Origin of the sequence: Thalassobaculum sp., assembly GCF_040219215.1 — a bacterium.
In the GTDB taxonomy this organism is placed as follows: domain Bacteria; phylum Pseudomonadota; class Alphaproteobacteria; order Thalassobaculales; family Thalassobaculaceae; genus Thalassobaculum_A.
The window spans coordinates 1-12,384 of sequence record NZ_JAVJSX010000044.1; the positions used below are offsets into that span (position 1 = coordinate 1).

The 12,384-nt window shown below is 64.7% G+C and carries 11 protein-coding genes; 2 read left to right on the forward strand and 9 right to left on the reverse strand.

Annotated features, from left to right (window positions below; genetic code table 11):
• Window positions 1–252 precede the first annotated feature (252 nt).
• Window positions 253–1,032: an SDR family NAD(P)-dependent oxidoreductase gene (locus tag RIC54_RS25235; protein WP_350093646.1), complete on the reverse strand. Its 780-nt coding sequence runs from the start codon at window positions 1,030–1,032 to the stop codon at window positions 253–255.
• A gap of 80 nt (window positions 1,033–1,112) precedes the next feature.
• Here RIC54_RS25235 and RIC54_RS25240 point away from each other — a divergent pair, with 80 nt between their 5' ends.
• Window positions 1,113–2,072 (forward strand): YicC/YloC family endoribonuclease, encoded by a 960-nt coding sequence (locus RIC54_RS25240; RefSeq protein ID WP_350093649.1) that lies wholly within the window; start codon window positions 1,113–1,115, stop codon window positions 2,070–2,072.
• 13 nt (window positions 2,073–2,085) lie between these two features.
• Window positions 2,086–2,721 carry a guanylate kinase gene (gene gmk / locus RIC54_RS25245; RefSeq protein WP_350093652.1) on the forward strand — a complete coding sequence of 212 codons (636 nt, stop codon included), beginning with the start codon at window positions 2,086–2,088 and terminating at the stop codon, window positions 2,719–2,721.
• Window positions 2,722–2,773: 52 nt separating this feature from the next.
• Here the strand turns inward: gmk and RIC54_RS25250 are convergent, their stop codons facing one another.
• From RIC54_RS25250 to lptF, 8 genes are all read right to left on the reverse strand, one after another.
• Window positions 2,774–4,033 carry a polyhydroxyalkanoate depolymerase gene (locus RIC54_RS25250; protein WP_350093655.1) on the reverse strand — a complete coding sequence of 420 codons (1,260 nt, stop codon included), beginning with the start codon at window positions 4,031–4,033 and terminating at the stop codon, window positions 2,774–2,776.
• Between the two features lie 133 nt (window positions 4,034–4,166).
• Window positions 4,167–4,679, reverse strand: coding sequence for a GNAT family N-acetyltransferase (locus RIC54_RS25255; RefSeq protein ID WP_350093658.1), 513 nt, complete (start codon window positions 4,677–4,679; stop codon window positions 4,167–4,169).
• The gene (rsmA, locus tag RIC54_RS25260) at window positions 4,679–5,530 is read right to left on the reverse strand and encodes a 16S rRNA (adenine(1518)-N(6)/adenine(1519)-N(6))-dimethyltransferase RsmA (RefSeq protein ID WP_350093661.1); all 852 of its coding nucleotides are present in this window, start codon (window positions 5,528–5,530) and stop codon (window positions 4,679–4,681) included. Before rsmA ends, RIC54_RS25255 begins: the two co-directional genes overlap by 1 nt.
• The gene (pdxA, locus tag RIC54_RS25265; RefSeq protein ID WP_350093664.1) at window positions 5,527–6,552 is read right to left on the reverse strand and encodes a 4-hydroxythreonine-4-phosphate dehydrogenase PdxA; all 1,026 of its coding nucleotides are present in this window, start codon (window positions 6,550–6,552) and stop codon (window positions 5,527–5,529) included. The genes rsmA and pdxA overlap by 4 nt, the downstream gene beginning before the upstream one ends.
• A 9-nt stretch (window positions 6,553–6,561) precedes the next feature.
• Entirely contained in the window at window positions 6,562–7,839 is a 1,278-nt protein-coding gene (locus RIC54_RS25270; protein ID WP_350093667.1) for a peptidylprolyl isomerase, read from the reverse strand.
• A gap of 102 nt (window positions 7,840–7,941) precedes the next feature.
• Window positions 7,942–10,098, reverse strand: coding sequence for an LPS-assembly protein LptD (locus RIC54_RS25275; protein ID WP_350093670.1), 2,157 nt, complete (start codon window positions 10,096–10,098; stop codon window positions 7,942–7,944).
• Between the two features lie 5 nt (window positions 10,099–10,103).
• On the reverse strand, window positions 10,104–11,201 hold the full coding sequence (gene lptG / locus RIC54_RS25280) for an LPS export ABC transporter permease LptG (RefSeq protein ID WP_350093673.1): 1,098 nt from the start codon (window positions 11,199–11,201) through the stop codon (window positions 10,104–10,106).
• A 7-nt stretch (window positions 11,202–11,208) separates the two neighbouring features.
• Entirely contained in the window at window positions 11,209–12,318 is a 1,110-nt protein-coding gene (gene lptF / locus RIC54_RS25285; protein ID WP_350093676.1) for an LPS export ABC transporter permease LptF, read from the reverse strand.
• Window positions 12,319–12,384: the final 66 nt, after the last annotated feature.

The window sequence follows — 12,384 nt, forward strand, 5'->3', positions numbered from 1 at the left end:
CGGCGTGCGTTCGCTCGATGTTACCCACCTCCTTCAGCACATAGGCGCTGTAGCGTGAGGGCATCAGCGCGTCGGCGGTGGGTGCGGGGGCGCCGCCGACGATCGGCGGGCAGCACGCTTCCAAGGCTGAACCCGACCCGCATGGGCATTTTTCCATGATCCAGTCTTCCCTCTTCGATTTCGGCCAACATTGCCGATTTCGACGGGAATGTCCGGTGCGAAGTTCGAGTTGCTGCAGCGGGATCGTCCCGGTCAGGCCGGCCGCGCTGCCTTGCCCGGCAAGCGCCGCAGAACGGGGTCGATCCAGGCCGGCGGCAGCGCCTGCAGCAACCAAACGGCGGCGGCCAGGGGCCAGGGGAACGCGATGCGGGCCTTGTCGCCTGCCAGTCCGCGTCGAATCACCCGGGCGGCCTTGTCGGCATCCATCAGGAACGGCATCGGGAAGTCGTTGACGTCCGTCATGGGGGTCCGGACATACCCGGGGCATACGACCGATACCCGGACACCGCTGGCGTGGATGCTGCCGCGCAGCGCTTCGCCGAACACCTTAACGGCGGCCTTGGACGCGCAGTAGCTTGGCGCGCTCGGCATGCCGCGATAACCGGCCAACGAGGCAACCAGGGCCAGCTGGCCGCTCCCACGGGACGTCATGCGGGGCAGGATCGGCTGGATGGTGTTGAGCACGCCGTCGACGTTGGTGGCGAACACCGCGCGTACCTGCTCGGTGGGCTCGGCGCCCGCCAATCCGGCGGTCCCGGCAGAGATCCCGGCGTTCGCGATGACCAGGTCCAGGGGAGTCGATTCGTCCGCCGCCACGACCCAGCGGCGAACCGCCTCGGCGTCGGTGACGTCAACTGCCATCGGCCGCACCGTGGCGCCTGCCGCGCGCGCGGCGATCGCTATGGCTTCCAGCCGCTCGCTGTTGCGGGCACCCAGATGCAACGTGATGCCGGGCGCAGCGTACTCGAGCGCCAACGCGGCGCCGATGCCGCTGGATGCACCGGTGATCAGGATGGTGGTCGGCTTTGGCATGAGGTCAGGCTCCGGCAGCGGCTTCTGCAGGGCGGCGGCTTGGCGCCCCGGAGTCCCCACGATATAAGGGCGACGGCTGAATGCGCGAGTTTTCCGAGCGGGGTTCCATCTTGTCCGTAATGAGCATGACCGGCTTCGCCCGTGTCGACGGCAGTGCCGAGGCCGCGCCGGCGGCAGACGCGACCCCGATACCCTGGACCTGGAGTTGGGAGATCCGCAGCGTCAATTCCAAGGGCCTGGACCTGCGATGCCGGTTGCCGGCGCTGGTAGAGGGCTGGGAAAGCAAGATCCGCGATCGGGCACAGCGCCGGCTGGCGCGCGGATCGGTCAACCTGACCTGGACCTTGGAACAGGCGGACCGGGCCAAGACTCCGCAGATCGTCGTCAACGAGGCCTTCCTTACGGAGATCCTGGGGCTGCAGGAACGTCTGGAGGCGAAGGGGCTGGTCTATCCGACCGCGCCCAGCCTGGATCGCGTGCTGGCGATCAAGGGCGTGATCGAGGTAGTCGAGCGCACCGCCGACGCAGCGGTGATCGAAGCCTTGGAAAAACCGGCTCTCGGGGATCTGGAACGGGCGTTGGATGAGCTGGTCGAGGCGCGCGGCCGGGAAGGCACGAAGCTGAAGGCGATGGTCGAGACGCACCTGGACGAGATCGCCGACCTGACCACACAGGCATCGGCCGTCGCGGAGTCGCAACCGGCGGCCCTGCGGGCTCGCCTGCAGGAACAACTGGCGGTGCTGCTTGAAGCGGCTCCCCCGGTGCCGGAGGAGCGGTTGGTGCAGGAACTGGCGCTGCTCGCCACCAAGGCGGATGTGCGCGAGGAAACCGACCGTCTGGCAGCCCATGTCGCGGCGTGCCGGGAACTGTTGGGCGATGGCGGCTCGATCGGCCGCAAGCTGGATTTCCTGTGCCAGGAACTGAACCGCGAGGCCAATACGTTGTGCTCGAAGGCCATTGACCTGACCCTCACCGGTATCGGCGTCGAGCTGAAGACCCGGATTGAGCGGTTCCGCGAGCAGATCCAGAACGTCGAGTGACGGAGGGCAGCCGATGGCAATCACACGGCGCGGACTGATGCTGGTGCTGTCGTCACCGTCCGGGGCGGGCAAGACGACGATCTCGCGCCGCCTGATGGAAGCGGAGCCCGGAGTAACGATGTCGGTGTCGGCCACTACGCGGCCGAGGCGACCTGGCGAGGTCGACGGCAGGGACTACTATTTCGTCGATCCGACCGACTTTCACCTGATGGTGAACCGGGACGAGTTGCTGGAGCACGCCAAGGTGTTCGGCAACTACTACGGAACCCCGCGCGGGCCGGTCGAGGCGGCGCTCAAGGCGGGACGTGACGTGCTGTTCGATATCGACTGGCAGGGCACCCAGCAGTTGCAGGACAGCGCGCCCCGTGACCTGGTCAGTGTGTTCGTGCTGCCACCGTCGACCCGCGAGTTGGAGCGTCGCCTGCGCAGCCGAGCCCAGGATTCCGACGATGTGGTTGCGGCCCGCATGGCCAAGGCGGCCGACGAGATCAGCCACTACCCCGAGTACCAGTACATCATCCTGAACGACGACATCGAACGCAGCACCGCCGCCGTACGGGCCATCCTGGCCGCCGAACGCCTCAGGCGCGAGCGCCTGGTCGGCCTGCCGGACTTCGTGAAAGGGCTGCGCGAGGGCAGCGGCGGCTGAGCAGCGCCGATGCCCGATGGTCAGCGGGCGATCGCCAAATACGTTGCCTGCCTCACCCCACGGCCTTCAGCTTGGGCTTGCGCTTGCCGACCCTGTGGTCGTGCTCGCGGATGAACTCCTTGACTACCGGGGCAATCTGGCGCCGCCAGCGGCCGCCGTTGAAGATGCCGTAGTGCCCGACATCCTTCTGAAGATGGTATTTCTTCATGGAGTCGGGAAGGTTGCTGGCGAGATCCAGGGCAGCCTTTGTCTGGCCGACGCCTGAGATGTCGTCCAGTTCACCCTCGACGCACAGGATCGCGGTCCGGTTGATCGTCTCCGGCTTCACCGGATGCCAGCGGTGGATCATCTCGCCCTTCGGCAGGGCATGGTCCTTGAACACCGTCTTGATCGTTTGCAGGTAGAACTCTTCCGGCAGGTCCATGACCGCCAGATACTCCTCGTAGAACGAGGTGCGCTTCTCGGCCTCCTCCTCATCACCCTGGACCAGGTGATCGAACAGTTCGTTGAACGACTGCAGGTGACGGTCGAAGTTCATCGAGATGAAGTTGGTGAGCTGGATGAAGCCCGGGTAGACGCGGCGCCCGGCGCCGGGATAGGGCGGCGGCACCGTGGTGATCACGTTGTTCTCGAACCACTCGAAATCATGCTCCTCGGCGAGCTTGTTGACCGCCGTCGGGTTCCTCCGGGTGTCGATCGGGCCACCCATCAGGGTCATCGACGCCGGCGCGCACAGATCGCCCCAACCGGACATCACGGATACTGCCGCCATGACCGGCACGCTGGGCTGGCAGACCGCGATCACGTGGGTGTTGGGACCGAGGAAATGCAGGAAGTCGATGACGTAGTCGATGTAGTCGTTGAGGTTGAAGCGGTCCGCATTGACCGGGATCGCCCGGCAGTCCTGCCAGTCGGTCACATACACATCATGGTCCGGCAGCATGGCCTCGACCGTGCCACGAAGCAGCGTGGCGAAATGCCCCGACAACGGGGCAACCACCAGGACCTTCGGGTCCTCTCGGGCGGTCTGGCGCTTGAAATGCAGCAAATGGCAATAGGTGCGCTTGATTACCGCATCCTCGGTGATGGATACGGTCTTGCCGTCGATCACCGTGGTCGGCAGGCTCCATTCCGGCTTGCCGTAGCGCCGTGTCGCGCGCTCGAAGACCTCGGTGCCGGCCAGGATCTGCTGGGCGAAAGGCGTGTAGGAGATCGGGTTCCACGGCGCGGCTGCGATCAGTCGGGCCATCTGAGCGGCGCCGCGCCAGGGCATCATCGCCAGTCGGGTCAGCTCGTGTATCTGGTAGAGCATCGTCGGTTCCTCGCGGCCCGGCGCATCCGTTTGGCTGCAGTCCCGGCTTGGTCATGATGCCGCATGAATCGTTAGCAGGAGATAAACGGGTCGTCGCCGACGGCACCGCCAGCACACGCTCAACGACGCCCGATCAGCCAAGTTCCTTCTTCAGGCCGAGATGACTGCCGACGAAGCCGAGGCGCTCGTAGAACCGGTGGGCGTCGATCCGCCGATGGTCGGTGGTCAACTGCATCAGCGAAGCGCCCCGCGCCTTGGCACGCACCATCGCCTCGCGCATCAGCCGCTCGCCCACCCGCCGACCCCGCGCCGCGGTCGCAACCCGCACCCCTTCGACCTGCGCCCGGGTCGCTCCGAGTCGGCTGAGGCCGTGGATCAACGTGAGTTGCAGGCAACCCACAACGGCGTCATCCAGTTCGGCGACGAGCACCAGGTTATCGTCCTGCAGGGCCATGCGCTGGAACGCTTCGGCATACGCGCTGTGCAGTGGAGTGCCCGGCCTCTCCCGGCTCTTGCCGAGTCCGTCGTCGGCCAGCAGCGCCACGATCACCGACAGATCGTCTTCCCTGGCTGGCCGGATGACCAATCCATCCGGGTCGCGTTGGACGGCCGTCAGGGTGGGGGCGTTGCCGGGGGGGTCGGTCATCAGCGGGACTCGCGATCGGACAGGGCGTTGGCCAGGCGGCAGAATTCGGCGATCGAAAGGCGTTCGGGTCGTTCGGTCGGCTCAATGCCGGCGGCGACCAGCAAAGCATCGCCGCCAAGACCCTTCAAGCTCTGTCGCAACATCTTGCGCCGCTGCCCGAAGGCCGCCTCCGTTACCCGCTCCAACGCTCGGCGCTCGGCGGGATGCATCGGCACTGCGCGTGGTTCCAGGCGAACGACGGTTGACCAGACCTTCGGCGGCGGGGTGAAAGCCGAGGGCGGCAGGTCGGTCACCCGGCGCACCGTGCACAGCCACTGGACGAACACCGACAACCGTCCGTAGGCATCGCTGCCCGGTCCGGCAAGCAGCCGGTCGGCGACTTCCTTTTGGAACATCAAGGTCAGGGACTCAAAAGCGGTCGGCGTCGCGAGCCAGCCCAACAACAGTCGTGTCGCTACGTTGTAAGGCAGGTTGGCGACCACCCGGCGCGGCGCCGCGCCGAGCGACGACACATCGACTTCCGTCGCGTCATCCTCGACCAGCCGCAGGCGACCTTCGGCGGCCTGCACAAGTGGGGCGAGCGCCTCTGCGGCTCGAGCATCGCGTTCGATGGCAATCAGGTCGGCCGCGCCCTCGATCAGCAGGGCACGGGTCAGCCCGCCGGGGCCCGGGCCGATCTCGATTGTGGTGCCATTCTCAAGAGTTCCGGCAGCCCGGGCGATCCGCCGGGTCAGGTTGATGTCCAGCAGAAAATTCTGGCCGAGGCTTTTCTTGGCCGAAAAATTGGCGCTGGCAATTGCTTCACGCAGCGGCGGCAGGGCGGCGATCCGGACGCTCACGGGATCCTTCACGAGGCGGTCCCCGCCCGCTGCGCGGCGTTGCGGCGGGTGACCATCGTCTCGGCCAGTCGCAGCGCTGCAATCAGGCTGTCCGGCCGTGCACGGCCGGTTCCGGCGAGATTGAGGGCGGTGCCATGGTCGGGCGACGTGCGTACGAATGGCAGGCCAAGGGTCACGTTCACTCCACCCCAAAAGTCCAGGGTCTTCAATGGAACCAGAACCTGATCATGGTACATGCCGAGGGCGACGTCGTAACCGGCACGGGCTTCGGCATGGAACATCGTGTCGGCCGGAAGTGGGCCGATGGCATCGATGCCGTCGGCGCGCAGGGCGGCGACCGCTGGTGCGATGATGTCCCGATCCTCGTGGCCGATCGCGCCACCTTCGCCGGCGTGCGGGTTGAGGCCGGCGACTGCAAGTCTCGGCGCCGCAATCCCGAAATCCCGGGTGAGGGATGCCGCGGTGATCCGGGCGACCGTTAGGATGGCGCTGGTGGTCAACCGGCTCGGCACCTCGGACAGCGGAATGTGGATCGTCACCGGAACCACCCGCAACGCCTCGCTGGCCAGAAGCATCACCGGTGTGACGTCCGGTCCAACCAGATGCGCCAGGAATTCGGTGTGCCCGGGGTGCGCGAATCCGGCCTGATACAGTGTCTCTTTCTGGATCGGATTGGTCACCACCGCCGACGCCCGGCCGGAGCGAACCAGTTCCACGGCCCGCTCGATCGCATCGGCCACCGCCTTGCCATTAGCCGCATCGGTCACGCCCGGACGATCCGGAGAAGGAAATGGGTGCAGAAGGATCGGCAGCGCCTGCGCAAACACCCGCGACGCCTCGGCAGGGTCGGTGATCGGGTGCAGGGGTAGCGTCCGGTCGATCAGCCGCAGGCGGCTGGCGACACGGTCAGGATCGTCGATCAGGAAGAATGCAGGGATTCCGTCACCGCGACGGATCCAGGCTTCGGCCGCCAGTTCGCAGCCGACGCCGGCCGGCTCACCGGGGGTCAGGGCCAGCGGGCGGGTAACCGTCATGGGCGCCGCTCAGACGCGAAGTTCGACGAAGGCGTTGCGCCGCAGGTCGCGAAGATAGCGCTGCGCCAGGATCTCGAAGCGCTGTGCTTCCAGCTGTGATCGGATCTGGTCCTGACTCGGCAGGTTGCTTGGGGGCGCCTGTCTCGAGCACACCATGACCACCATGACACCGTTGGGAAGATCGACCGGGCCGGTGTTCTCGCCGGCTTTCAGGCCGGCTACCCGTTCACGGAGCGGCGGTGCAAGCTCGCCGACCTTCATTTCACCCAGGTCCGGGGACACCGGCGATTTGATTTCCTTGGCCAGGTCGACGAAGTCGCCGCAGCTCTGCGCGGATCCCGACAACGCCTCCGCCAGGGCTTTCTGGGACGGTCGGACGTCGGCCCCGGCGTTTGGAGGAACCGGCAGGAAGACCTGCTTCAGATCAACCGTGGCGGTCAAGGGATCGACGGCAGCGATGACACGGGAGTCCGCAACCTGCACGATGTGATAGCCGAACAAGGTTCGCACCGGTTCCGAGATCTGGCCGGTCTCCAGTTTGGCCACCGCTTCGGCGATCTCGGGCGCCATGCGCTCGGGCAGGATCCAGCCGACGTCGCCGCCTACAGCGGCGTTTGCCGAGGCCGAGAACTGGCGGGCGACGGCGGAGAAGTTGGCGCCGGCCTTCAACTGCTCAACGATGCGCTCGGCGAGTTGCCTGACCTGATCCTCGGTGCTGGGATCATCGACTGTCAGAACGATCTCGGAAACCCGCTTCTGGGTCTTTCCGGCGTCCGCTTCCATACGCTGCAAGACGTCCGTCACCTCTTCCTGGCTGATCGTGACGTCGTTTCCGAACCGCCGCCGTACCAGCTTCGTCCATGCGACCTGCGATTTCAGCTGCCGGATAACGGTCTCGGGGTCGACGCCCAGACTGCGAACGAACTCCTCGAACTGACCGGGTTTCAGGTTGTTGCGCTGTTCGACTTCGCTGCGTGCCCGCGCGAGATCCTGCTCGGTCACAGCAACATTCAGGCGTTTGGCTTCCTGGAGTTGAATCTGTTCGTCAACGAGACTGCGAAGCACCTGCGGCGCCAGGCGTTGAGCGGTTTCATCGGTCGGGGGTAGCCGTGAGGAGACGATGACCATCCGAAGCCGGCTTCGCAGATCCCGCATGGACAGGATCTCGTCGTTGACCACCGCTGCAATGCGCTGCTGCTCCTGGGCGGTGACCGGCCCGATCACAATAAGCAGGGCCAATGCGGTCAACGCGGCGAGAGCAAGGGCAGGGCGGAGGGTAACGTTCATTGCATTCGACCGGGTCGGAGGAAAACCGGGGGGACTATATCAGCCGACAGGGCTTGCGGCCACGGCAGGGCTTGCGTTGATTTGGGGCCAGGAGCCGGGCAATCAACGACTCTCCACACCACCCAGATACTTGAAGGCGATCCGGAACATCACCCGGGTGTCCGGCTCGATATCCTCGTCCTCGATGTCCGAGCGCTCGACGTCGACGCCGAACGTCAGGCATTCGTCGGAGTAGGTCAGTCCTAGACGGCCGCGGAGCAGGCGACTGTCGCCGTCGGACAGGTCGTGGACGATGTTCATCCCGGTGCTCCAGTACTCCGACAGACGGACGTTCAGGGTGGCATCGATCTGCTCGCGATCACCGGTCAGGTCGCTGGATGCAGCCTCGTCGATTGCAATGTAGTCGAAGAGAAACGCAAACCGTGAATGGTGATATCCGAACCCGACCTCGTTCCGCCTGACTTCCGCTGAGTCCTTGTCCAGCCGGAAGCGGTAGGAAAAATCGAACTGATCGCGCGGCCGGACGGTGATTGCCCCGACAATGTCGGACAGTTCCTCATCCAAGCCCGATCCCTTCTCGAACGAACTGTCCCCATAGAACCGATAGCTCTGGCCGATGAGAAATTCGGTGGAACCGCCAGCGTCTCCGTAGACCCCGGAGCGCAGGGCGTAATCGATGCGGGATCCGCTGGTCACTCGGTCCACGCCTTCGTAGCGGTTCAGCCGGAACAGGTTGGTGGTGTCGAACTCGAACGACCGACTGTCCTCGTTCGGGATTTCATCCGGATTGCTTCCGTTCGGGCCACCGACGATTCCGACAATCGGTTCGAACAACTGGGTGGTGGTTCCGCTTCGCCGAGCCCAAGGATACTGCCATTTCACACCGACCTGCGGAAACAGCCGGGCGGTGGTTTCGTCGCTATTGTCCGCCGCGGTGTCCAGGTCCGAGGCAAAGTAGCCGTCGCTCTGTACGCGGCTTTCGACCGTGAGCATCTGACCGCTGGCCGTTGTGTGCGGGCGTTTCCAGCCATAGACCAGCGAAGCTCGTCGACTGTCGGTGCCGCGTTCGCGTGTCAACGCCAGGAGGCTGGCGTCGATGGACGAGCGTCCGCCGTCGCTGGCCGGCTCGGCGATGAAGTTGTACTGGGCGAACGGCATGACCAGCGGCGTATCGTCCGGGTCGGTGGAGGCACGCAGGTCCTGCCATTTGTAGGCATTGATCGCGGCGTAGTTCCGGCCACGGAAGCCTTCGGTATAGAGGCGAGTGGTCAGGACATCCTCATGTCCAAGGCGGAATCTCTTCAGGTAGGTTCGATCGCTTGATTGCTCGAAATCGAAGCCGGCGCGCCAGGTTCGGTCGAGCGAGAATTGACCCTCGAGGTCGGCGCTGCCCTCAATGCCTTGGTCGCCGGTCGACTCGCTGCCCTCATACTGATCGACATAGGCGCTCGTAGCCCTGAGGTCGATCTGTCCGCGTGAGAATCGCTGGCGGTACTGTCCTCTCAAAACAGACCCTTCGGAGCTGAATACCATTGGCTCGATGGTCAGGTCGCGCGATGCATCGAACACGTAGTGATAGGGCTGTCCGTAGATGGCGCCCAGGTCGCCGGAGTAGCCGAGCGTCGGTGCAAGCAGGCCGGACCGACGATCGACGGTGGGATCGGGATGCCGCATGTAGGGTGAGTACATGATCGGAACCCCGAGGAACTCCATCGTGGCGTCTTCGTAGATGATGTCCTTTGCGACTTCGTCGTGGACAATCTTGACCGCCTTCAGCTGCCACAGCGGCGCCCGTCGCGGATCTTCCTTGCAGAGATTGCAGGGCGAGAACACGCCCCGGTCCATGATCTTCTTGCTGTCGGCGGTTCGTCGCGCGCGATTGGCGGCGAGGCGTGATCCGTCGGCCATCAGAGCACGCAGGTTCTCGATGAAGCCGACCTTGAGATGGTCGTGCAACTCGGCGTAGTCGGTAAACAAGACCTCCCCGGTTGGTTCCAACAGCGAGACGTTGCCGCTGGCGGTGACGGTGTTGTCTCGTTGATTGTAGGTCACGGTGTCCGCCATGAGCAGCCGTGGCCCTTGATTCAACTCGACATTTCCCCGTGCGGTAACGATTCCAAGGTCTTCGTTGTAGGTGAGTTCATCGGCCTGCAACAGGACGGGGGTGTTCTCGACATCGATCTCCTGCGCGGGCACCGAGTGCGCGGTGACCAGCAGCATCATCAGGCCGGCGAGTGTCCGAAGGAGCGCAGTTGGCAAGCCGTTCATCCGTCTTCAAGGTGCAGTAGGCTCGTCAATCCGAGCAGCATGGTGACGGTCGCGGGCGTCCAGGCCGCCAACACTTCCGGTATGCGGGCCGACAGACCCAGCGCGAAGACGATATCGGACATGAAATACAGCAGAAACCCCGTGAACAGCCCGCTCGACGCCCAGAGCAGAGTGCCGCCCCGCCGGGTCAGCCGCAACGAGAAGGTCGCGGCGATCAAAACCATCGCGATCAGGAGCAGCGGCGATGCCAGCAGGGCGTGCCAGTAGAGGCGGTGCTTGACCGCTGAGAAACCGGCATTCTCCAATATCCGAATGAATCCCGGCAGCTCCCAGAACGACATGGTCTCCGGTGAGGCAAAGCTGTCCTGGATGTTCTGGATGGTCAGCCGAGTCGGGATTCGAATCGAGCCCCTCGGGTCGGGCCGACCTTTGGCGGAAGTAACCACCGCGTCGCGGAGCTCCCAGTAGCCGGCGCCCAACTGCGCCGTGCGGGCGTCGATGCGCTCGAGGAACTCGTCGTTGTGGCCGAAACGGATCACCAGCACGTTGGCCAACTCGGCGTCGTTCTGGCGTGCAGCGAGTGCATGGACCACGTGCTGCCCGCTCTCGGTGCGCTCCCGAATCCACAGACCACCCTGTCCGACCGTCATGAAGCTGTCCACGCGGTTGCGCAGGATGGTGTCTTCCAGGACGTTGAAACGGGCGGTCATCACCGAGGAGATCGGGTTGACCACACCGACCTTGAGCGCGCCGAGCAACAAGGCGACGGCGATTGCCGGCATCAGGAACTGCCAGACGGATATGCCGGCCGCCCGCGCCACGACCAACTCGTTGGTGCGGGTCAGGCGGGTGAACGCCAGCATCGAGCCGAACAGCACGGCGAACGGCAGGATTTGCTGCCCCATACTCGGCAGCTTTAAGGCCGCCATCTCGACCAGGACACCGAAATGGGCACCGTCCTTGCCGGCTCCTCTACGCAGCAACTCGATGACGTCGAGCAGAAACACAATGGCCATGATCGCGGCAAAGGTGCCCAGCACCCAGAACACGAACTGGCGGCCGATATAGGTGGATAGGGTGGGCGACAATCTCATGTTTGGATCATGAAGCCGCCGGCGCCGGACTGCGCCGCCTGAGCCGTCGTTGCGTCATCGACATCAACGCCAGCAGAAACGGCACGATGACGGCCAGCCACATGATCGGCAGCAGCGAGGGATAGCGCACGGCCAAGTACTTGGAGCCGAGCCCCATAGCCTCGGCACAGCTGGCCAGCAGCACCGCCGTTATGATTCGGATGGTCTGGCCGCGGCGCGAGAATTCGCCCGACAGCAGCACCGCAACCCCGATCGCCGTCAGAGACAGAGCCAGCAAAGGAGAGGTCAGCCGCTGATGCCCTTCCGCGATGTACTCGTCGAAGTTCTTCGGATCGGTGATCTGCTCGGTCGGGTACAGCAGGTCGTCGATGAACAGTTCGTTCTGATCGCGAATGGTGCGCTGCACCTCTTCGCGCATGGCTCCCAGGTCGATGGTATAGCGGTCGAAATACAGCACGCTCACCCGTCCGGTCTGGGTATCGCGCTCCTGGCGGGAACCATTGGCCATCACCACGCGTGGACCCTCCGGGGCGGTGATCAACGCGCCGCGCTCGGCCACCAAAGTGACGGTCTTCTTGGCGTTGCTCTGGTCGTGCACCACGATTCCGGCAAGCTGCCCGGTGTCCTCGCGGGCTCGGACATAGACCGTCAGCCCGTCGCCGATCGAACGGAACTCGCCCTCGCGCAGCACGAGGTGGTCGAAGTTGTGACGGATCTGGAACTGCAGCTCCTTGAAGCCGCGATAGCTCATCGGCACCAGGTAGAGGGTCATCAGGTAGGTGGCGAGCATGGTGGCGACTGCGACCACCATGGCGGGGCCCGCCAACCGCAACGGGCTGAGCCCAGCGGCCGAGAGCACGACCAGTTCGCGGTCGTTCGTCAGCTTGTTGTAGACGAAGACCGTGGCCGCGAACGCCGCGATCGGCAGGACGATCGACAGCCAGGTCGGCATCAGCATCAGCGTGAGATAGACGAAGCTCGGGATCGGCAGGCCGCGATTGACGATCAGGTCCACGAACCGCAGCGACTGCGACAACCAGATCACGCACGTCATCGACACCACGATGAACACCATCGCGGTCAGGATCTGTCCAGCCAGGTAACGGGTGATGCGCATGCCGTCCCCGGCTCGCGTTCAGTGTTGTTCGGGCGCATGATACCGGCGCTGCCGCCCGTTGACAGA

Bases quoted from the DNA above. Each gene is read 5' to 3' on its own strand.
- gmk (WP_350093652.1), top strand. From the start codon at position 2,086: ATGGCAATCACACGGCGCGGACTGATGCTGGTGCTGTCGTCACCGTCC.
- RIC54_RS25240 (WP_350093649.1), top strand. From the start codon at position 1,113: ATGCGCGAGTTTTCCGAGCGGGGTTCCATCTTGTCCGTAATGAGCATG.
- RIC54_RS25255 (WP_350093658.1), bottom strand. From the start codon at position 4,679: ATGACCGACCCCCCCGGCAACGCCCCCACCCTGACGGCCGTCCAACGC.
- RIC54_RS25270 (WP_350093667.1), bottom strand. From the start codon at position 7,839: ATGAACGTTACCCTCCGCCCTGCCCTTGCTCTCGCCGCGTTGACCGCA.
- RIC54_RS25250 (WP_350093655.1), bottom strand. From the start codon at position 4,033: ATGCTCTACCAGATACACGAGCTGACCCGACTGGCGATGATGCCCTGG.
- lptF (WP_350093676.1), bottom strand. From the start codon at position 12,318: ATGCGCATCACCCGTTACCTGGCTGGACAGATCCTGACCGCGATGGTG.
- pdxA (WP_350093664.1), bottom strand. From the start codon at position 6,552: ATGACGGTTACCCGCCCGCTGGCCCTGACCCCCGGTGAGCCGGCCGGC.
- lptG (WP_350093673.1), bottom strand. From the start codon at position 11,201: ATGAGATTGTCGCCCACCCTATCCACCTATATCGGCCGCCAGTTCGTG.
- RIC54_RS25235 (WP_350093646.1), bottom strand. From the start codon at position 1,032: ATGCCAAAGCCGACCACCATCCTGATCACCGGTGCATCCAGCGGCATC.